Source organism: Pseudomonas sp. FYR_2 (assembly GCF_043106425.1).
Lineage (GTDB): Bacteria > Pseudomonadota > Gammaproteobacteria > Pseudomonadales > Pseudomonadaceae > Aquipseudomonas > Aquipseudomonas monteilii.
The window spans coordinates 17,099-36,435 of sequence record NZ_JBICMM010000006.1 but is presented as its reverse complement, the minus strand read 5'-3'; the positions used below and the strand labels follow the sequence as shown (position 1 = coordinate 36,435).

Annotated in this window: 16 protein-coding genes and 2 pseudogenes; 8 read left to right on the top strand and 10 right to left on the bottom strand. The window is 62.0% G+C overall.

The annotated features are described in order from the left end of the window. Nucleotides 1-90: 90 nt before the first annotated feature. The 3 genes and pseudogenes from ACF8R4_RS00960 to ACF8R4_RS00950 all read right to left on the bottom strand — a co-directional run. On the bottom strand, nucleotides 91-1,239 hold the full coding sequence (locus ACF8R4_RS00960) for a M14-type cytosolic carboxypeptidase (protein ID WP_104835150.1): 1,149 nt from the start codon (nucleotides 1,237-1,239) through the stop codon (nucleotides 91-93). Between the two features lie 98 nt (nucleotides 1,240-1,337). Next, nucleotides 1,338-1,568 carry a hypothetical protein gene (locus ACF8R4_RS00955; protein WP_060498271.1) on the bottom strand — a complete coding sequence of 77 codons (231 nt, stop codon included), beginning with the start codon at nucleotides 1,566-1,568 and terminating at the stop codon, nucleotides 1,338-1,340. After that, nucleotides 1,561-1,944: pseudogene (locus ACF8R4_RS00950) on the bottom strand (MlaA family lipoprotein); the annotation flags it as partial. The gene ACF8R4_RS00955 and the pseudogene ACF8R4_RS00950, both read right to left, overlap by 8 nt. On the opposite strand from ACF8R4_RS00950, the pseudogene ACF8R4_RS00945 reads away from it, so the two are divergent. After that, nucleotides 1,933-2,466: pseudogene (locus ACF8R4_RS00945) on the top strand (sensor histidine kinase); the annotation flags it as partial. The pseudogenes ACF8R4_RS00950 and ACF8R4_RS00945 sit on opposite strands and share 12 nt — an antisense overlap. Here the strand turns inward: ACF8R4_RS00945 and ACF8R4_RS00940 are convergent. The 4 genes from ACF8R4_RS00940 to ACF8R4_RS00925 form a co-directional block, all read right to left on the bottom strand. Beyond that, entirely contained in the window at nucleotides 2,467-2,931 is a 465-nt protein-coding gene (locus ACF8R4_RS00940) for a nuclear transport factor 2 family protein (protein ID WP_060498270.1), read from the bottom strand. It abuts the pseudogene before it with no gap. Between the two features lie 163 nt (nucleotides 2,932-3,094). After that, nucleotides 3,095-3,898: a 2,5-didehydrogluconate reductase DkgB gene (dkgB, locus tag ACF8R4_RS00935; RefSeq protein WP_060498269.1), complete on the bottom strand. Its 804-nt coding sequence runs from the start codon at nucleotides 3,896-3,898 to the stop codon at nucleotides 3,095-3,097. A 228-nt stretch (nucleotides 3,899-4,126) separates the two neighbouring features. Then, nucleotides 4,127-4,621: a DUF934 domain-containing protein gene (locus tag ACF8R4_RS00930; protein ID WP_060498268.1), complete on the bottom strand. Its 495-nt coding sequence runs from the start codon at nucleotides 4,619-4,621 to the stop codon at nucleotides 4,127-4,129. After that, entirely contained in the window at nucleotides 4,605-6,257 is a 1,653-nt protein-coding gene (locus tag ACF8R4_RS00925) for a nitrite/sulfite reductase (protein WP_060498267.1), read from the bottom strand. The genes ACF8R4_RS00930 and ACF8R4_RS00925 overlap by 17 nt, the downstream gene beginning before the upstream one ends. Before the next feature lie 213 nt (nucleotides 6,258-6,470). Between ACF8R4_RS00925 and ACF8R4_RS00920 the strand changes: the two genes are divergently transcribed. Beyond that, nucleotides 6,471-7,544: an ABC transporter substrate-binding protein gene (locus tag ACF8R4_RS00920; RefSeq protein ID WP_060498266.1), complete on the top strand. Its 1,074-nt coding sequence runs from the start codon at nucleotides 6,471-6,473 to the stop codon at nucleotides 7,542-7,544. Nucleotides 7,545-7,810: 266 nt separating this feature from the next. Here the strand turns inward: ACF8R4_RS00920 and ACF8R4_RS00915 are convergent, their stop codons facing one another. Together ACF8R4_RS00915 and metH are read right to left on the bottom strand one after the other, a co-directional pair. Then, a complete protein-coding gene (locus tag ACF8R4_RS00915; protein WP_104835146.1) occupies nucleotides 7,811-8,029 on the bottom strand; it encodes a DUF2970 domain-containing protein in 219 nt (72 codons plus the stop codon). 108 nt (nucleotides 8,030-8,137) lie between these two features. Then, nucleotides 8,138-11,845, bottom strand: coding sequence for a methionine synthase (metH, locus tag ACF8R4_RS00910; RefSeq protein WP_060498265.1), 3,708 nt, complete (start codon nucleotides 11,843-11,845; stop codon nucleotides 8,138-8,140). Nucleotides 11,846-12,020: 175 nt separating this feature from the next. Between metH and ACF8R4_RS00905 the strand changes: the two genes are divergently transcribed. From ACF8R4_RS00905 to ACF8R4_RS00885, 5 genes are all read left to right on the top strand, one after another. After that, nucleotides 12,021-14,321 (top strand): fatty acid cis/trans isomerase, encoded by a 2,301-nt coding sequence (locus ACF8R4_RS00905; RefSeq protein ID WP_060498408.1) that lies wholly within the window; start codon nucleotides 12,021-12,023, stop codon nucleotides 14,319-14,321. Nucleotides 14,322-14,429: 108 nt separating this feature from the next. After that, complete coding sequence (locus tag ACF8R4_RS00900; protein WP_060498264.1) at nucleotides 14,430-15,464, top strand: acyltransferase; 1,035 nt, start codon at nucleotides 14,430-14,432, stop codon at nucleotides 15,462-15,464. Between the two features lie 58 nt (nucleotides 15,465-15,522). After that, entirely contained in the window at nucleotides 15,523-16,107 is a 585-nt protein-coding gene (gene nfuA / locus ACF8R4_RS00895; RefSeq protein WP_060498263.1) for a Fe-S biogenesis protein NfuA, read from the top strand. A gap of 195 nt (nucleotides 16,108-16,302) precedes the next feature. Then, nucleotides 16,303-16,911 carry an SCO family protein gene (locus ACF8R4_RS00890; RefSeq protein ID WP_392491491.1) on the top strand — a complete coding sequence of 203 codons (609 nt, stop codon included), beginning with the start codon at nucleotides 16,303-16,305 and terminating at the stop codon, nucleotides 16,909-16,911. After that, a complete protein-coding gene (locus ACF8R4_RS00885) occupies nucleotides 16,912-17,394 on the top strand; it encodes a copper chaperone PCu(A)C (protein WP_060498262.1) in 483 nt (160 codons plus the stop codon). A 49-nt stretch (nucleotides 17,395-17,443) separates the two neighbouring features. On the opposite strand, the gene ACF8R4_RS00880 is transcribed toward ACF8R4_RS00885, so the two are convergent. Beyond that, complete coding sequence (locus ACF8R4_RS00880) at nucleotides 17,444-17,671, bottom strand: hypothetical protein (RefSeq protein ID WP_003250422.1); 228 nt, start codon at nucleotides 17,669-17,671, stop codon at nucleotides 17,444-17,446. 402 nt (nucleotides 17,672-18,073) lie between these two features. Between ACF8R4_RS00880 and ACF8R4_RS00875 the strand changes: the two genes are divergently transcribed. Further along, complete coding sequence (locus ACF8R4_RS00875) at nucleotides 18,074-19,291, top strand: MFS transporter (protein ID WP_392491488.1); 1,218 nt, start codon at nucleotides 18,074-18,076, stop codon at nucleotides 19,289-19,291. Nucleotides 19,292-19,337: the final 46 nt, after the last annotated feature.

The window sequence follows — 19,337 nt, the reverse complement described above, 5'->3', positions numbered from 1 at the left end:
CCGCGAACAGCGGCGAAGCCGGTGCCATACACCGCGTCGTATTCTTCGCGGGCAAGCCCGCTCCCACAGGATGTGACGTCAGTCTGCCCGTTAGCGCAAATCGCCCACCATCTTCGCCAATGTCTCCAGCACCGCCCCGGCGAGTGCCTTCGACCGCGCCCCCGACCACCCGGTAACCGCATCGGGCGCGTCATCATGGTCCTTGAACGGCATCTCCAGGGTAAGTGACAGGCAGTCATGCGCCATGCCCACCGCGTTGCAGGCCAGCGTGGTATTGGCCTGCCCTGGCTCGTCACGGGTATAGCCATGCACGGTCTGGAAGTCCCGGGTCAGGCTGCACAAGGTGCTGCGGAACTGCTCCTCCAGCGTTGCCAGGCGTGGCGAGTAGCCCGGGTTGCCCTCGCAGGCGGCGGTGAATACGTGGGGGATCTCTTCATCGCCGTGTACATCGATAAAGGCATCCACCCCGTACTGCTTCATCTGCGCCTGGGCAAAGAACACCTCCGGGGTCAGCTCGACGCTGGCGTCCTGCCAGGCGCGGTTGAGGTCCTTGCCCTTGAAGTTGGTGCGCAGGTGGCCGAGGAAGGCGCCGTCCGGGTTCATGTTGGGGATCAGGTACAGGTCGGCCTTGGCCAGCAACTGCTGGATCACTGCATCGTTGGCCTGCAGGCGATCGATTACCCCTTCCATGAACCATTCGGCCATGTGCTCGCCCGGGTGCTGTTGGGCAATCAGCCACAGCTTGCGCTTGCCGATGGCGCCATCGCCGGCGCGCAGCAGCGGAATGTCGCGGCCCTGTACGCTTCGGCCGCTGGCCAGCAACTCGACCCCTGGCAACTGGCGAGCACGTTCGATCAGCTGGTTGTGACGGGCGCGCGGGTAGGGCTCGAAGTAGGCGAACCAGATCTGCTCCTGCTCTGCTTTCACTTCGAACGACAGCGCCGTGCCGTCGAACTGACTGGGTACGCGGAACCAGGTGTTCTGGTCATAGCTGGCCACTGCGTTGTAGCCGCTCCAGGCATTTTTGTACGAGGAGCCCGATGCGTTGTCGAGGCTGAAGCGATGAACCTGGCCCGGGGTCAGCCCACTGACCTTGAAGTGGAACCACTGGTAGTGGCCGCTGTGGGTGTCGGGACGGATGGCCAGGTGCACCTGGGCCGGGTTGCTGGCGTCCAGCACCTGAATGTTGCCGGAATCGAAAGCGCAGTCGATCTGCACGGGGGACAGCGTCACGGTCATGGGCCGGGCTCCTTATCGGGCGTTGTTGTAGGAGTACTGTACACGGCTTGGCAGGGGTGCTGCTCGATATCAAGGCCAATCGGGCGGCGGTAAGCCTTTTAGCGTTCGTGCCTGGCCATCCAGCGTAGCAATGCCGCAATCGATATGCTGCGGTGAGCCTCGCATCGGTAGGGCTTGCCTTCGGCGCTGTAGCGCTCCCGATACCGGCTAAGGACCAGGTTACGGCCATCAGCCGATAGCCGCGCCTCCAGTTCATGCAGCAACACGGGTTGCCGGGCGGCACCTTCCAGGCGCCGGAGCAGCAGCATGGCTGCCTGGGCATCATTCATGGCCGGTTGCCTCCGGGCAATGGGCTTGCCACGTTCCAGGTTTGCCTGCCTTGCCCTCTGCCACCAGGTTGCTGCGCTGCTGGGCGGTGTAGTCGCGCATTGCCAGGTAGTAGTCGGGCCAGGTATGCAGCAGATCGGTCAACGGCAGGGCGGCGGCGCGCCCATTCACGATGTGCCCGGCAGTGGCCCCGGTCGTGAGGGTGGCAACCGTATCGCTGTTATCGCCGAACGGGTCCACGGCCATGCTCAACACCTTGCCGGTAGCGTCGCGCACGTTGTGCGTACCCAGCAGTGGCAGCTCGATGATGGGGCCATTGGCGATGCCCCAGACCCCGAAGGTCTGGCCAAAGTCTGAACGGTGCTGGCTCAGCCCCAGGCCAAGTTGTTTCAGGACGTTGACGAGATGCAGGCCATGGTCGATGCCGCGCTGGCGTTTTTCCGTGATGACGCGCGGCTTGAACCGACCACCGTGTTCGACCTGGGCGAGCTGCTGCTGACCGTGGTGGACGACTTCAAGGATGCGGGCGTGGAGGTTCGCCTCAGCGGGCCGCGCCGCTGTGTTTACACCGGGCGGCCCGTGGGCATCAAGCGGGTGCTGGTCAACCTGATCGACAATGCCGCGAAGTACGGTTGCGAACCCACGGTGGTCTTGGCAGTAACCGCCAGGCAGATAGAGACTACCGTGCAGGATCGCGGGCCGGGCATCGCGCCAGACCTGCAGGAGCAGGTATTCGTGCCGTTTTACCGTATTGAAGGCTCACGTAACCGCGGCACGGGCGGTGTGGGGCTGGGCCTGCCCGCCGCACGGGCCATCGTGCTGGAACAAGGTGGCAGCCTGACACTGAGCAACCGCCTCGATGGCGGTTTGCAAGCCAAGGTCACGCTGCCACTGGGTTGATCAGAGCCCCAGCTCGCTGAGCCCGGGGTGATCATCCGGGCGCCGGCCCAGCGGCCAGTGGAACTTGCGCTCGGCTTCGCTGATGGGGTGTTCGTTGATGCTCGAATGACGGTTCTGCATCAGTCCGTCGTCGGCAAACTCCCAGTTCTCGTTGCCGTAGGCGCGGAACCATTGGCCGCTGTCGTCGTGGTATTCGTAGGCGTAGCGCACGGCAATGCGGTTGCCGGTGAAGGCCCACAGTTCCTTGATCAGGCGGTATTCCAGTTCGTGGTGCCATTTACGGGTCAGAAACGCTTCGATCTCGGCACGGCCACGGGGGAACTCGACGCGGTTGCGCCACACCGTGTCCGGGGTGTAGGCGAGCGCAACCTTGGCCGGGTCGCGGCCGTTCCAGCCATCTTCGGCCAGCCGGACTTTTTCGATGGCACTTTCGCGGGTGAAGGGTGGAAGGGGTGGGCGGGACATCGGTGTACTCCTCGAGTCGTTTGGCTTGTAGCAGGTTAGCTGCCGCTGCCTGGACAGAGAATGGATGTGCCGGGCACTTCATAATTGCGGTGCGTGAAACAGTACTGAGGTGTAGTGCCCAGGTGCTGCCCTTGTGTAACCCCTGCACAAGGGCGTACCCCGGTCAGTCCCAGGCCGGTGCCAGGCCGTCTGGGCTGACTTCGCGGCCATTGCGTTCGAGCGTGGCGATGCGTGCCATGTCGTCTGCGTCCAGCTTCAGGTCTCGGGCAAGCAGGTTGCTGGCCAGGTTTTCACGCTTGGTCGACGACGGGATGACCGCATAGCCCAACCGCAAGGCCCAGGCCAGGGCCACTTGGGCGACAGTAGCCTTGTGCTTCGCGGCAATCTCGGCCAGTACCGGATCCTTCAGCACCTTGCCGTAGGCCAGGGTCATGTAAGAGGTGACGGTGATGCCCTGTTCCTTTAGGAACGCGGTCAGCTTGCCGTTTTGCAGGTAAGGGCTGAGTTCGATCTGGTTGGTAGCGATTTCGCCTTTGCCGACCACCTCGATGGCCTGGCGGGTCAGCTCGATGTTGAAATTGGACACACCGATCTGGCGTGTCAGGCCCAGTTTCTTCGCTTCGGCCAGTGCGGTCATGTATTCGCGCAGTTCCACCCCGTTGCCCGGCGCTGGCCAGTGGATCAGCAGCAGGTCGACATAGTCGGTACGCAGTTTGCTCAGGCTGTCGCGCAGGCTGGGGATGAGCGTGTCGGCGGCGTAGTTGTCCACCCAGATCTTGGTGGTGATGAACAGCTCGCTGCGTGGCACGCCGCTTTCGGCAATCGCTTGGCCAACGTCAGCTTCGTTCTTGTAGATTTGCGCGGTGTCGATCACCCGGTAGCCCAGCGCCAGGGCCGACTTGACCGAATCGATGACGGCCTGGCCGGTGAGGCGGAAGGTGCCGAGGCCGAAAGAGGGAATGCTCATGAATCTGCTCCTGGTGAGTGGGGAATAGCATTGAGCCTGGTCGCTCAACGTCGATCTCATTGGGTATAGGTGCAGTGTGCGGGTTTCGGTGCGCCGGATTAAGGCAGGGCAGGGCCAAGGTCATTTGATTCACAGTCAAGAATCGGTGGCCAAGTTGTGACTGCGTCAGGGGGCAGGAAACGAAACGGCCCGCCATGGAGGCGGGCCGTCAGGCATTGCAGGTGACGATCAGCGGCGGCGGAACAGCGGCAGCGGCTCGTCGGTGGCGGCCTGGTAGGTCACCGAAAAGTCCTTCAGGCTTTGCAGTGCGTCTTCCGGGTCCTTGTCGGCACGGATGGCGAATGCATCGAAACCGCAGCGGGCCATGAAGAACAGCTGGTCGCGCAGCACGTCGCCAATGGCGCGCAGCTCGCCCTTGAACTTGTAGCGGTCACGCAGCAAGCGCGCATTGGAGTAGTTGCGCCCGTCGGTGAAGGCCGGGAAGTTCAGCGCGATGACCTGGAAGTGATGCACGTCTTCGCCGATTTCTTCGGCTTCTTCGTCGCTGTCCAGCCAGATGCCCAGGCCGCCGTCGCGCGCCTTGAGCACATGGGCGTGGTCACGCCACAGTTGCAGCGGGACGATGTAGTCGTCGCAGTTGGTCAGCTCGTCAAAGGACGTTTCCTTGGGCAACAAGTGCCAGGTTTCGTCGACGATCTGGTTGTTCTTAATGATTCGCTGCATAGACGCGTTCCTTGAAGGGGTCGATGCCGATACGCTGGTAGGTGTCGATGAAACGCTCTTCCTCGGTGCGTTGCTCGACATACACGGCGATCAGCTTCTCGATCACATCGGCCATGTCATCCTGGGCGAAGGACGGGCCGAGGATCTTGCCCAGGCTCGCGCCACGCGCGGCGTTGCCGCCCAGCGACACCTGGTAGAACTCCTCACCCTTCTTGTCCACGCCGAGGATGCCGATGTGGCCCACGTGGTGGTGGCCGCAGGCGTTCATGCAGCCAGAGATGTTCAGGTCGATTTCACCGATGTCGAACAGGTAGTCCAGGTCGTCGAAACGGCGCTGGATGGATTCGGCGATCGGGATCGACTTGGCGTTGGCCAGCGAGCAGTAGTCACCGCCCGGGCAGCAGATGATGTCGGTCAGCAGGCCGATGTTCGGTGTGGCGAAGCCGCCTTCGCGCAGCTCCAGCCACAGCGCGTGCAGCTGGCGCTGCTCGACGTCGGCGAGGATGATGTTCTGCTCGTGCGAGGTGCGCAAGAAGCCGAAGCTGTAGCGCTCGGCCAGGTCGGCCACGGCGTCCAGCTGTTTGTCGGTCAGGTCGCCCGGGGCAACGCCGGTCGGCTTGAGCGACAGGGTCACCGCCACGTAACCCGGGCGCTTGTGGGCGCGGGTGTTGCGCGAACGCCAGCGGGCGAAGCCTGGGTATTCGGCGTCCTGGGCGGCGTAGTCGACGTTGTCGAGGGCCAGGTAGTCCGGGTCGACGAAGTGGCGCGACACGCGCTGGACTTCATCTTCGGTCAGGGTGGTGCTGCCGCCACGCAGGTGGACCATTTCGGCCTCGACCTTCTCGGCGAACACTTCCGGGGTCAGGGCCTTGACCAGGATCTTGATCCGAGCCTTGTACTTGTTGTCACGGCGACCGTAACGGTTGTACACGCGCAGGATGGCGTCCAGGTAGCTGATCAGGTCTTGCCACGGCAGGAATTCGTTGATGAACGAGCCCACCACCGGGGTACGGCCCAGGCCACCGCCGACCAATACACGGAAGCCCAGCTCGCCGGCAGCGTTGCGCACCGGCTCCAGGCCGATGTCGTGCACTTCGATGGCGGCGCGGTCTTCCTGCGAGCCGTTGATGGCGATTTTGAACTTGCGCGGCAGGTAAGCGAATTCCGGGTGGAAGGTGGTCCACTGACGGACGATCTCGCACCACGGGCGCGGGTCGATGATTTCGTCTGCGGCCACACCGGCGAACTGGTCGGTGGTGGTGTTGCGCAGGCAGTTGCCGCTGGTCTGGATCGCGTGCATCTGCACGGTGGCCAGCTCGGCGAGGATGTCCGGGATGTCTTCCAGTGCCGGCCAGTTGTACTGCACGTTCTGGCGGGTGGAAATGTGGGCATAGCCCTTGTCGTAGTCGCGAGCGATCTTGGCCAGGGTGCGGACCTGGGTGGCGTTCAGCTGGCCGTACGGCACGGCGACACGCAGCATCGGCGCGAAACGTTGGATGTAAAGGCCGTTCTGCAGGCGCAGAGGGCGGAATTCTTCTTCGCTCAGCTCCCCGGCCAGGTAGCGGCGGGTCTGATCACGGAACTGCTTGACGCGGTCCTCGATGATCCGCTGATCGTACTCGTCGTATACGTACATATAAGTCCTGTCTCAGGCATGCAGCTATTCGCGCGCACGGCCGCGCACTCCGGTACGGAGCCGTGGAACGATATCAGGTTGCGGTTATGCGCTAAAGTGATGTTTTAGCATATGAAAAGAACCAAATGGACTATGTGAGACTGACTGCCATTTGTGCCTTGGGCGAGGCAGGGCGTTTATAATCCGGTGTTTGCTTCGCAGAGATGTGACCCTATGCTCAAGGCCCTGTGCCAAAGCTTGTGTCTAGCCCTGCCGCTGGCGGCAAGCGCGCAGCCATCGGTGGTTTTCCTCAACCCGGGGCTGTCCACCGAGACGTTCTGGACCAGCTACACCCGCTTCATGCAGGCCGCCGCAGATGAGCTGGGCATGACCCTCAGGGTGGAATACAGCGAGCGCCGCGCCGACCTGGCCCTGACCCAGGCCCGGGCGATCCTGAGTGGGGCGCAGCGGCCGGATTACCTGGTGCTGGTCAACGAGCAGTACGTCGCGCCCGAAGTGCTGCGCCTGTCGCGTGGCACGGGGGTGAAACTGCTGTTGGTCAACAACGGCCTGACGGCCAGCCAGGTTCGCAGCATTCAGGCCCAGCCCGACAAGTATGCCGAGCCGCTGGGCACCTTGATGAGCAACGACGAGCAGGCGGGCTTCCAGATGTTGCACCAGATGGTCGCGCAACTGCCGCACGACGTCGGGGCGGTGGACCTTGTGGCGTTTGCCGGGGTCAAGACGACCCCGGCCTCGCAGCTGCGCGAGGAGGGCATGCGCCGTGCGCTGGCCGACTTCCCTCAGGTGCGCCTGCGCCAGGTGGTGTATGGCGGCTGGAGCCGCCAGCGCGCCTACGAGCAGGCGCAGCAGTTGCTGGAGCGCTACCCGGCCACGCGTCTGGTGTGGTCGGCCAATGACGAAATGGCCTTTGGCGCCATGCAGGCGTTCGAAGCCGCCGGGCGCAAGCCGGGGCGCGATGTGCTGTTCAGCGCGGTCAACAGTTCGCCCGAGGCCTTGCGCGCGCGTATCGACGGGCGCCTGAGCGTTTTGATGGGCGGGCACTTTACCCTGGGTGGCTGGGCCATGGTGATGCTGCACGACGACGCACACGGGCTGGCGCTGAACCGCGATGGCCTGCGCGAGCACAGCGTGCCGGTGCTGCAGTTGATCGACCAGGCCAAGGCCAGGCGTTGGCTGAAACTGCTGGAACGGGACGACTACGGTGTCGATTTCCAGCGTTACAGTGCCGAAGGGCGGCCGTCTGGCTACCAGTATCCGTTTCTGACGGCACCGGTCGAATATTGAAAGACCCTGCTTGAGGAAAGGGCATTGCTCGTCTTAACTGCTGGTGGTGAAGTGCATTCCCATAACCACTACAAGAGGCAATGCAATGGGAAACTCAACCAAGGTCCGCAAAGCTGACAGCAGCGTCGATGCCTGGGCGATCCTCTGCCTGATCGTGTTGGTGGTGGTCACTGCCGTGTATTGGGTCAGCCACCAGTAGACCTGTTCTCAAGACCGTGAAGCCGTCCGAGCGCCTGCGGGAGGGAATCCTGCAGGCGTTTTCATTTCTAGCGGGCGGTAAGGTGCATGGCCAGTTGCACCAGGCCGATCAGGACGGCAATGAACACCAGGGTGAACAGCGTCCCCAGTGCGATGAAATGGCTGGCTTTGCCGTGGGTAAAGTCGCGGGCGCGGTTCTTGCCGCTTTGCACGCCGAAGGCGGCGGCGAGAATGCTGTGCAGCATCTGCCAGAAGGTAGGCGGTTTGCCCTGGCTGGAATCGTCCATGGTGGCTCCTGAAGAATCAGAGGCAATCAGGGACAGTGTAGGCAATGTCTATGGGGTTGCCTGTGCCGGCCTCTTCGCGGTTTTACCCGCGAAGAAGCCAGCGCGGTGTTAGCTGTCGTACCCGAGGTTAGGCGCCAGCCAGCGCTCGCTCACGCTCACATCCTGGCCTTTACGCGCGCTGTAGTTCTCGATCTGGTCCTTGTCCACCTTGCCCACGGCAAAGTATTGCGCCTGCGGGTGGGCAAAGTACCAGCCGCTGACCGCCGCCGCCGGGAACATCGCGAAGTGCTCGGTCAGGAACACGCCGCTCGGCCCGGTTTCGCCAATGGCGGTGCCATCGAGCAGGCGGAACAGGGTTTCCTTCTCGGTGTGGTCGGGGCAGGCCGGGTAGCCCGGGGCCGGGCGAATGCCGCTGTACTGCTCCTTGATCAGCGCCTCGTTGTCCAGCTGCTCGTCGCGGGCATAGCCCCAGTGCTCTTTACGCACCTGTTCGTGCAGCCACTCGGCGCAGGCTTCGGCCAGGCGGTCGGCCAGGGCCTTGACCATGATCGAGCTGTAGTCGTCGCCTTTGTCCTGGTAAGCCTTGGCCACTTCCTCGGCACCGATGCCTGCCGTGGTGATGAACCCGCCCACATAGTCGGTGACGCCGCTGGCTTTTGGCGCGACGAAGTCGGCCAGCGACCAGTTGGGCTTGCCGTCCGGCTTGATGGTTTGTTGGCGCAGGTGGTGCAGGGTGGCCAACGGCTGGCCATCCTCGCCGTACACCTCGATGTCGTCATCGGCGACCTGGTTGGCTGGCCAGAAGCCGAACACCGCGCGGGCGCTGATCAGCTTCTCGTCAATCAGCTTGTCGAGCATCTCTCGGGCATCCTTGTACAGCGCCGTGGCCGCCTCGCCGACCACTTCGTCGGTGAGGATGCGCGGGAACTTGCCGGCCAGGTCCCAGGAGATGAAGAACGGGGTCCAGTCGATGTATTCGGCCAGGGTGCGCAGGTCGATGTCTTCCAGCACCTTGACGCCGGTGAAGGAGGGCACCGCTGGCTGGTAGCTGGCCCAGTCGTATTGCGGCTTGGCGGCGATGGCCTGGCTGTAGCTCAGGCGCTCGGTGCGGGCGCTGCGGTTGGCGGTGCGCTCGCGTACTTCCACGTATTCCTGGCGGGTTTTCTCGACGAAGCCCGGCTTGAGTTCCTTGGACAGCAGCTGGGTGGCAACGCCTACCGCACGCGAGGCGTCGGTAACGTAGATGACCGCATCGTTGCTGTACTTCGGCTCGATCTTGACCGCAGTGTGCGCCTTGGAGGTGGTAGCGCCGCCGATCATCAGTGGCAGCTCGAAGCCCTGGCGCTGCATTTCACGGGCAACGTGCACCATCTCGTCCAGCGACGGGGTGATCAGGCCGGACAGGCCGATGATGTCGCACTTCTGTTCGCGGGCGGTTTGCAGGATTTTTTCGGCTGGCACCATCACGCCGAGGTCGACGATGTCGTAGCCGTTACAGCCCAGTACCACGCCGACGATATTCTTGCCGATGTCGTGGACGTCGCCTTTGACCGTGGCCATCAGGATCTTGCCCTTGGCTTCCGGCTTGTCGCCTTTTTCGGCCTCGATGAACGGGATCAGGTGCGCCACGGCCTGCTTCATCACGCGGGCCGACTTGACCACCTGGGGCAGGAACATTTTGCCCGCGCCGAACAGGTCGCCGACCACGTTCATGCCGTTCATCAGCGGGCCTTCGATCACTTCGATCGGGCGTGCGCACTGCTGGCGGCATTCCTCGGTGTCTTCGACGATGAACGCGGTGATGCCTTTGACCAGCGCATGCTCCAGGCGTTTTACCACCGGCAGCGAGCGCCATTCTTCGTTTTCCACTTCTTTGGTGGCGCCGCCGCCCCGGTAGTCGTCAGCGATCGCCAGCAGGGCGTCGGTGCCGTGCGGGGTGCGGTTGAGTACCACGTCCTCGACTTTTTCGCGCAGTGCAGCCGGGATTTCGTCGTAGATTTCCAGCTGCCCGGCGTTGACGATACCCATGGTCAGGCCGTTCTGGATCGCGTGGTACAGGAACACCGAGTGAATCGCCTCACGCACCGGGTTGTTGCCACGGAACGAGAACGACACGTTGGACACACCGCCCGAACTCAGCGCGTGGGGCAGGTGATCGCGGATGTAGGCACAGGCCTCGATGAAATCGACGGCGTAGTTGTTGTGCTCTTCGATACCGGTGGCGACGGCGAAGATGTTCGGGTCGAAGATGATGTCTTCCGGCGGGAAGCCCACTTCGTTGACCAGAATGTCATAGCTGCGCTGGCAGATTTCCTTCTTGCGCGCGGCGGTGTCGGCCTGGCCGACCTCGTCGAAGGCCATCACCACCACGGCAGCGCCATAACGCTTGCACAGGCGGGCGTGGTGCTTGAACTGCTCGACGCCTTCCTTCATGGAAATGGAGTTGACGATGCCTTTGCCCTGGATGCACTTGAGGCCCGCTTCGATCACGTCCCACTTGGACGAGTCGATCATGATCGGCACGCGGGAAATGTCCGGCTCACCGGCGATCAGGTTGAGGAAGCGGACCATGGCGGCCTGGGAGTCGAGCATCCCTTCGTCCATGTTGATGTCGATCACCTGGGCGCCGGCCTCGACCTGCTGCAGGGCGACTTCCAGCGCTTCGGTGTAGTTCTCTTCACGGATCAGCCGGGCGAACTTGGCGGAGCCGGTGATGTTGGTGCGCTCGCCGACGTTGACGAACAGCGACTGGCGGTCGATGGTGAACGGCTCCAGGCCCGACAGGCGGCAGGCCTTGGCGATTTCCGGGATCTCACGCGGCTTGTACTTGGCCACGGCTTCGGCAATGGCCTGGATGTGGCCTGGGGTGGTACCACAGCAGCCGCCGATGATGTTCAGGAAGCCGCTGGCGGCGAACTCCTCGACCACCGCAGCCATTTCCGCCGGGGTCTCGTCGTATTCACCGAAGGCGTTCGGCAGGCCGGCGTTGGGGTGGGCCGAAACATGAGTGTCGGCTTTGGTCGCCAGCTCTTCCAGGTACGGGCGCAGGTCCTTGGCGCCGAGGGCGCAGTTCAGGCCCACGGAAATCGGCTTGGCGTGGCGCACCGAGTTCCAGAACGCTTCGGTGGTCTGGCCGGACAGGGTACGGCCGGAGGCGTCGGTGATGGTGCCGGAGATCATGATCGGCAGTTCGACGTTGTCGTCCTCGAACACTTGCTGCACGGCGAAGATCGCCGCCTTGGCGTTGAGGGTGTCGAAGATGGTTTCGATCAGGATCAGGTCGGCGCCGCCCTCGATCAGGCCGCGGGTGGCCTCGATGTAGTTTTCGACCAGCTCATCGAAGGTGACGTTGCGGTAGCCAGGGTCGTTGACGTCCGGGGAAATCGAGCAGGTGCGGCTGGTAGGGCCGAGCACGCCGGCAACGAAGCGCGGCTTGTCGGGGGTTTCCAGGGTCTTGGCGTCGGCCACCTGGCGGGCGATGCGCGCGCCTTCGACGTTCAGTTCGTAGACCAGCGACTCCATGCCGTAGTCGGCCTGGGAAATCTGCGTGGCGTTGAAGGTGTTGGTTTCGAGAATATCGGCGCCGGCATCCAGGTAGGCTTTCTCGATGGCGGCGATCACGTCCGGGCGGCTGAGCAGCAACAGGTCGTTGTTACCTTTGACATCGCTTGGCCAATCGGCGAAACGCGTGCCACGATAGTCGTGTTCCTCGAGACGGTAGCTTTGGATCATAGTACCCATGCCGCCGTCGAGGATCAGGATGCGCTCTTTGAGTGCGTTCTGGAGTGCTTGGAGACGAGCGCTGCGGTCGGACATAGGAACTACCTGGTCGGGCAAATATCAGAAGGTGCGGAATCATAACAAAGCTGCGCGGTTTTTACGCACATCGCCCATTTGCATGAAAACTGCTCATGTTGTTGGCGCGATTACCAGCACCCAAGGACGACCAGGCACAATCGTGATGGCTTTCAAGAACCAGGACTTTTCGCACATGGTGCATCGTATCCTTGCCGGCGCCTTCGCCCTGCTCATCAGCGGCGCGGTGTTCGGGCAAGCCCCCCACTCGAGCCCGGCTATTTCCTACACCCGGGACATTCAACCGATCTTCACCGAGAAGTGTGTAGCCTGCCACGCCTGCAACGACGCGGCCTGCCAACTTAAGCTGGAAAGCCCCGAAGGCGCGGTGCGCGGAGCCAGCAAGGTCCCGGTTTATGAGGGCGATCGCAGCAAGGCGGTGCCCACCACGCGGCTGTTCTACGACGCCCACAGCGAAGAGCAATGGCGCAAGAAGGGCTTCTACTCGGTGCTCGACAACCAGGGCAGCCAGGCCGCACTGATGGCGCGCATGCTGGAACTGGGGCACAAGACCCCGCTCACGCCCAACGCCAAGTTGCCCGAGGACATCGTCCTGGGCCTGAGCCGCAACAACATGTGCCCGTTGCCCCATGAATTCGACGCCTATGCTGGCGCCCACCCCAAAGAAGGCATGCCGTTGGCGGTGACCGGGCTGACCGACAAGGAATACGACACCATGCGCCGCTGGCTGGCGGCCGGTGCGCCGGTGGAATACCAGCCGATCAAGCCGAGCGAAACGGAAGCCAGGCAGATCGCTGATTGGGAAGAACTGCTCAACCGCCCGGGTTCCACCGAGGCGCTGGTCGGCCGCTGGCTGTACGAGCACCTGTTCCTGGCGCACATCTACTTCGTTGGCGGCGAGCAGGGCCACTTCTTTCAGTGGGTGCGTTCACGCACGCCGAGCGGCCAGCCGGCCGACATCATTGCCACGCGCCGTCCCAACGACCCGCCGGGCACCGACTTCTACTATCGGTTGATCCCGGTGCAGGGTGTGATCGTGCACAAGACGCACATCACCTACCCGATGGGGCCGCAGAAACTCAAACGGGTGAAGCAGCTGTTCTATGCCGGCGACTGGCACGCCACCGCACTGCCGGGTTACGGCCCGCGTCACCGGGCCAACCCGTTCGAAACCTTCGAGGCGATCCCGGCAGTGGCGCGTTACCAGTTCATGCTGGATAACGCCGAATACTTCGTACGCACCTTCATCCGGGGCCCGGTGTGCCGTGGGCAGATCGCCACTGACGTGATCCGCGATAACTTCTGGGCGCTGTTCCAGGAGCCGGCCTTCGACCGTTACATCACCGACGCCAAATACCGTGGCGAGGCCACGCCGCTGCTGGCCATGCCGGGCCAGATCGATGACGTGGGCAGCGTGCTGAGTCTGTGGCACGCCTACCGCGACAAACGCAACGAGTACGAAAAGCTGCGCCGTGACGCCTACGCCGACATGCCGGCACCGGGCTGGTCGACCTTGTGGGCCGGTAACGACAACGCGTTGCTGAGCATCTTCCGCCACTTCGACAGCGCCTCGGTGAGCAAGGGCCTGATCGGTGACGTGCCGTTGACCGTGTGGTTGTTCGACTACCCGTTGTTCGAGCGCACCTATTACCAGTTGGCGGTCAACTTTGACGTGTTCGGCAATGTTTCGCACCAATTGCAGACGCGCCTGTATTTCGACCTGATTCGCAACGGTGCCGAGGTCAACTTCTTGCGCCTGATGCCGGCCGACCAGCGCAAGGCGATCCTGGGTGATTGGTACCAGAACAGCGGCAAGGTGAAGATGTGGATGGACTATGAGGACATCGACACCGACACCCCGAGTGGCATCCAGCTTGACCCGCGCAACCCCAAGCGCGACTTTGGCCTGAAGCTGTTGCAGCGCACCGGCAGCCTGAATGCCACGCCCGACCCGATCAACCGCTGCCAGGGCGCGTTCTGCTCACGGCCGCAGATGAGCGAAGAGTTCCGCAATGCCGAGCAGTCGCTCAGCCGCCTGGTGTCGCGCCCCGCTGCGGGGCTGAAGGTAATCAACCAGCTGCCCGAGGCAACCATGCTGCGTATCGAAGGGCAGGGCGGCCAGCGCCAGGTGTACAGCCTGCTGCGCAACCGTGCGCACAGCAACGTGGCGTTCCTGCTGGGTGAGGCGTACCGCTATCAGCCGGGGCTGGATACCTTGACGTTGGCCCCGGGCGTGCTCAGCAGCTACCCGAACTTCATCTTCAACATCCCGACCAAGGATGTGGCGGAGTTCGTCGAGGACATGGAGTATGCGAAAGATGACCCGGCGAAGTTCGAGCGCATCGTCATGCGCTGGGGCGTGCGCCGTAGTCACCCTGAGTTCTGGCGTTACTTCCATGACTTGAACAGCTTCATCAAGGAGACCCAGCCGGTGGAGGCGGGGGTGCTGGACATGAACCGCTACGAGAACCTCTGATCGGGTAGGCTGACCTTTCCGAGTACCCTGCGGTCGGACAGGTTGGGTGGTCTGGGAGCTGTCATAGGCTCCCAAGGCCTCAACGCACCGGCAAGCGCAGGGTACTTCATGCTGTATTCGCTTCAGGCACTGCGGGCGTTCGCCGCCTGGGTGGTGGTCTGCCACCATTTCATGCAGATCTTCTTCGACTTCCACGCCACCGGCCCCATTGGCCAACTGCTTACCGACCGTGGCGCCGTAGGCGTCGACATCTTCTTCGTCATCAGCGGGCTGGTCATCTACCTGTCGACCCGCGACAAAACCATCGAACCGCGCCAGTTCCTGCTCAATCGGGTGCTGCGTATTGTGCCGGCCTACTGGTTCTACACCGCGTTGATGGCCCTGTTGCTGCTGGCTTTTAGCCAATGGATGCCACATCAGGTGTTCGCCTGGCATCATCTGGTCTTGTCGATGCTGTTCATCCCGGCAGAAAACCCCGGAGGCTATGGCCTGTACCCGACCCTGAACGTGGGTTGGACGCTGAACTTCGAGATGTTCTTCTACCTGCTGTTCGGCCTGGCCTTCCTGGTGCGCCAGCGTCATCACCTGTTGCTGGTTACCGCGGCCTTGTTGCTGGCCAGCGAGGTGCTGGGCCGGCTGGGTGTGCTAAGCCGCTTCTACAACAACGACATCATCTACGAGTTCTTGCTCGGCATCGGCCTGGGCGTGCTGTATCGCCGTGGGCTGATCCGGCAAGGGCGGTGGTTGCCGCTGGGCGTGCTGGTTGTGGCGGGCCTGGCCATTTATCACCTGGATGCGTCCCAGCGCTTGCTGCATTGGGGCCTGCCGAGCGCCATGATCGTGATGGCCTTCATCGCGCTGGAGCCGCTTTTTCAAGGCAACCGGCTGCTCAAGGCCTTGGGGGACTGCTCGTATTCGGTGTACCTGGTCCATGTGCTGGTGCTGTACGCCGGCTGGTTCGCCAGCCAGCGCCTGCAGTTGAACCCGTATCTGGTGTTTGCCCTGTGCGTGCCGTCCATTGGACTAATGTCGTGGTTCAGTTACCAGTGGCTGGAGCGGGGGCTGTACCGGCGCATGCAGGCCTGGCTGGCGGCGCCACGCGGGGCGGCCCCTGAATATGCGCTTTCCCGAGTCAAATACTAGGACTTTGTTCAATGAGCGGGTTGGCGTACACTTGGCGGCAAGTCTGTGAGGAACCTACATGAGCGCTATAACCATTACCGACGCCGCCCATGACTACCTGGCCGATCTGCTCTCCAAGCAGAATACGCCTGGCATCGGCATTCGCATTTTCATCACCCAGCCGGGCACCCAGTACGCCGAGACGTGCATTGCCTACTGCAAGCCGGGCGAAGAGAAGCCTGACGACACCGCCGTGGGTCTGAAGAGCTTCACCGCTTACTTGGATGCGGTCAGCGTGCCGTTCCTGGAAGACGCACTGGTTGACTACGCCACCGACCGCATGGGTGGTCAGCTGACCATCAAGGCGCCTAACGCCAAGGTGCCGATGGTCAACGATGACAGCCCGATCAACGAGCGCATCAACTACTACCTGCAGACCGAGATCAACCCGGGTCTGGCCAGCCACGGCGGCCAGGTCAGCCTGGTGGACGTGGTTGACGACGGCATCGCCGTGTTGCAGTTCGGTGGTGGTTGCCAAGGTTGCGGCCAGGCCGATGTCACCCTGAAGGAAGGTATCGAGCGCACCCTGCTTGAGCGTGTTCCGGAATTGAAGGGCGTGCGTGACGTGACCGACCACAGCCAGAAAGAGAACGCCTACTACTAAGCCAAAGGCGGCTCTCTAGCAACAAAGTGTTACGGTTTCAACCCCTGCGACAACAGGCCGCAGCCCGTATTCAAAGGGTTGCAGGCCTTCCCCGCCTTGGTCGGGTAGAACCCCTTGGGGTGTCATGCCAGAATGCCCCGGTTTTTCAGCCGGCCCATCCCGAGGGCCGGCACCTTCCCTGTAAAGGATGGTTTCATGAATGATCTATATACCCGGCGCGCAGTTGTCGCCGGGATGGGCGTTCTCGGGCTTGGCCTGCTGGCAGGCTGCAGCCCGGCCCGGGGGCTCGAGTTCAAGTACGGCAAGAACATGAGCAACGAAATCCTCGGGCGCAAGTTCAGTCTCAAAGACCCGCAAGGTAACGTGCGCACCCTGTCGAGCTTCTACGGCAGCATGCCGATGGTGTTCTTCGGCTTCACCCAGTGCCCGGCCGTTTGCCCGACCACCCTGGCGCGTGCGGCGCAAATTCGCAAGTTGCTGCGTGGCCGTGACCGTGACCTGTTCCAGGTGGTGTTTATCACCCTGGACCCGGAACGTGACACGCCCGAAGTGCTCGATGCCTACGTCAAAGCCTTCGACCCCACGTTCACCGCACTCACGGGCACCCCCGAGGAAATCGCGGCGGTGGCCAAGGAGTTCAAGGTGTTCTACGAAAAGGTTCCGGCCGGCGACACCTACACCATCTCTCACTCGTCCACCAGCTACGTCTACGATACGCGTGGCACCCTGCGCCTGAGCCTGGGCCATTCCCTGACCGCCAAGGAATGTGCCGAAGACCTGGTCACCCTGATGGAGATCTGCTGAATGTCGATGCAACCGATCAAACGCGGCCTGGCTGCCCTGGCACTGATGGGCCTGGCCCTGCCAGCCCTGGCCCAGACCACCGTGAGTGAGGCCTGGGTGCGTGCCAGCGTGCCGCACCAGCAGTCCACCGGTGCGTTCATGACCCTCACCGCCAGCAGCGACAGCAAGCTGGTGAGCGTGGCTTCGCCTGTGGCCAAGACCGTGCAGGTGCATGAGATGACCATGAACGGTGACGTGATGGGCATGCGTGAGGTGAAGTCTGTCGAGCTGCCGGCTGGCAAGGCCGTCACCCTCGACCCGAATGGCCTGCATGTGATGCTGATGGGCCTGAACAATCAGGTGAAGGAAGGCGAGAAAGTGCCACTGACCCTGACCATCGAAGATGCCAAGGGCGGCAAGGAAACCGTGGACGTGCAGGCTGAAGTGCGTGCGCTCAACGCCGAGGCCGGCGGTGGGCATGACCACATGCACATGAAGCACTGACCGATCAAAGGGCCGCGTTTAGCGGCCCTTTTCTTTTCAGCCGTACCCTTCAGCTACGAAAGCGCGGCAGCGGCCTGTCGAGTGTCAGCGACGTCAGCGTCTTGCGGACCTGGGCTTCGTCGGCCTCCAGCGCCTTGAGGCTTGCGCGGATCTTGCCGGCGGCGGGCACATCGCCCTGCCGGTCGATCCAGTCGGCAATCTCCTTGCAGGCACTGCTCAGGCAGGCCTGGCGCTGGTTCATCAGCGACAGAAGGGTGGTGAGCTCTCTTTCGGACATGGCAGGATCCTCCCATTCAGCCTTGTCAGTGTAGCAGAGGGTTGGCGGGGCTCCTGATGGCTTTGCAGAAGGTGCCGAGGCCGCCAAAATCACTACTCTGTCGTTTAAGTAACACACAGTTACTTATCTGCAAGAGTAAACACAGTGTTTAAAGTGGATGCCGCTACGTCGTTAGCGGCACGAATTTTTGCGAGCTGACGAGATGTGCTGAGCCGTTCTGTCGCGCGGCTGGGCAGCGGCAGGTCTGATTGCGTCAATAGTGAGTGAGCGTAGGCGTATTCGGAGCCTCACTATTGGCTGTGCTGGCAGCGCCTGTGTTGTTACAACTTTGGCGTTGAGCCCAGCCGCGGATGAGCTCTAGATTCAGTTGCTCTATACCGCTGGCTGAGGAAAGCAACGATTATGCAGGCGTTGAGTCTTAACTCCGGAACGCGTTCACTGGCATTGGGCTATTGCTTTTCCAAGTGTGGTGAATTTGCCTTCGAAGCGGCATTTGCCGTGACCATCGTGCTCATCACCGAGGCGGATTTGTTGTTGATTGGCGTCGCGTATTTCTTCCGCTACTTGCCGAGCATGGTGTTTTCTCCCTTGGCTGGTTGGCTGGCAGATAACGCTGATAAGAAGCGAACGCTGTTTGCGGTCGAGGCGGCCAAATGCCTTCTGGCACTTGCCTTCTTTGCCCTGTTCAGTTGGTTCACGCCGACATTGCCCGTGTTGATGGCTTTCGCGATGGTCATGACTGCGCTTGAATGTCTGTATGTGCCTACGTTTCGCGCATACTTTCCGGATCTCGTCGAAAAGAGCCAACTGGCTTCAGTCAACAGTAGTATTCAGGTGATCGAAGATGCAGCCTCGATTATCGGGCCGCTGGTGTTTTCGGCCTGCGTGTTGCTTTTATCTCGCGATGCAACCTTTTTGTTCTTTGCGATATGCCTGGTGTTGTCTTTTATTTCCATTGCTACCGTGGGGCCTTCCAGCCAAGGCGTCCGTCAGGCATTCGATGGGCGTGCCATATTTAGCGATACCGTGCGCAGCGTGAATCAGCTCAAGGCCAGCAATGTCCCGCTATTTGCCGTTATTGGCTGTACTACGCTCTGTGCGATGTTCGCCACATCGGTGATTCGCTTCATCCTCCCGGCGGCGGTGTTGGAACACTTTGCCTCTGAGGCTGCGGTGGGTTACGTATTTTCACTGCTTGCGGCAGGCACCGTGCTGGGGGGCGTGCTCTACACGCGCTTCAATCCGCGCACCACTGCACGGTTGGTGCTGCGCTATTGGGTGGTTTACGGCGCACTGTTTTTTTCGGCTGCAGTAGCGCTGCAATTCAATACCTGGTTGTTCCTGCTGATCCTCTTCCTGGTTGGCTTCATCGGAGCATTTGTCGATATCGCTATCGTGACAAACATCCAGTGTTTGTCGAATGAGCACGAAGTTGGCAGGAACTTTTCCCTTTATTACTTCACGGCCGTCATTGGGGATGCTGTTTCAGGGCTGGTTGCCAGCATGGTCTTCCTGCTTGCGGGGTCAGCAACCTTCATCTGGATGACGCTCATGCTGTTCATCGCACCGGTACGCTGGAACCTGAAAGGACGTGCCCTTGATACCGACAATACGGCGTAACGCGACGCTCGGTAGTGGCACGTGGAGGTAGGCTTGAGCGGGTATT

What these genes read in the sequence shown, in the direction of transcription:
- ACF8R4_RS00960 (WP_104835150.1), bottom strand. Translation starts at nt 1,239, where the DNA reads ATGACCGTGACGCTGTCCCCCGTGCAGATCGACTGCGCTTTCGATTCC.
- ACF8R4_RS00955 (WP_060498271.1), bottom strand. Translation starts at nt 1,568, where the DNA reads ATGAATGATGCCCAGGCAGCCATGCTGCTGCTCCGGCGCCTGGAAGGT.
- ACF8R4_RS00940 (WP_060498270.1), bottom strand. Translation starts at nt 2,931, where the DNA reads ATGTCCCGCCCACCCCTTCCACCCTTCACCCGCGAAAGTGCCATCGAA.
- dkgB (WP_060498269.1), bottom strand. Translation starts at nt 3,898, where the DNA reads ATGAGCATTCCCTCTTTCGGCCTCGGCACCTTCCGCCTCACCGGCCAG.
- ACF8R4_RS00930 (WP_060498268.1), bottom strand. Translation starts at nt 4,621, where the DNA reads ATGCAGCGAATCATTAAGAACAACCAGATCGTCGACGAAACCTGGCAC.
- ACF8R4_RS00925 (WP_060498267.1), bottom strand. Translation starts at nt 6,257, where the DNA reads ATGTACGTATACGACGAGTACGATCAGCGGATCATCGAGGACCGCGTC.
- ACF8R4_RS00920 (WP_060498266.1), top strand. Translation starts at nt 6,471, where the DNA reads ATGCTCAAGGCCCTGTGCCAAAGCTTGTGTCTAGCCCTGCCGCTGGCG.
- ACF8R4_RS00915 (WP_104835146.1), bottom strand. Translation starts at nt 8,029, where the DNA reads ATGGACGATTCCAGCCAGGGCAAACCGCCTACCTTCTGGCAGATGCTG.
- metH (WP_060498265.1), bottom strand. Translation starts at nt 11,845, where the DNA reads ATGTCCGACCGCAGCGCTCGTCTCCAAGCACTCCAGAACGCACTCAAA.
- ACF8R4_RS00905 (WP_060498408.1), top strand. Translation starts at nt 12,021, where the DNA reads ATGGTGCATCGTATCCTTGCCGGCGCCTTCGCCCTGCTCATCAGCGGC.
- ACF8R4_RS00900 (WP_060498264.1), top strand. Translation starts at nt 14,430, where the DNA reads ATGCTGTATTCGCTTCAGGCACTGCGGGCGTTCGCCGCCTGGGTGGTG.
- nfuA (WP_060498263.1), top strand. Translation starts at nt 15,523, where the DNA reads ATGAGCGCTATAACCATTACCGACGCCGCCCATGACTACCTGGCCGAT.
- ACF8R4_RS00890 (WP_392491491.1), top strand. Translation starts at nt 16,303, where the DNA reads ATGAATGATCTATATACCCGGCGCGCAGTTGTCGCCGGGATGGGCGTT.
- ACF8R4_RS00885 (WP_060498262.1), top strand. Translation starts at nt 16,912, where the DNA reads ATGTCGATGCAACCGATCAAACGCGGCCTGGCTGCCCTGGCACTGATG.
- ACF8R4_RS00880 (WP_003250422.1), bottom strand. Translation starts at nt 17,671, where the DNA reads ATGTCCGAAAGAGAGCTCACCACCCTTCTGTCGCTGATGAACCAGCGC.
- ACF8R4_RS00875 (WP_392491488.1), top strand. Translation starts at nt 18,074, where the DNA reads ATGCAGGCGTTGAGTCTTAACTCCGGAACGCGTTCACTGGCATTGGGC.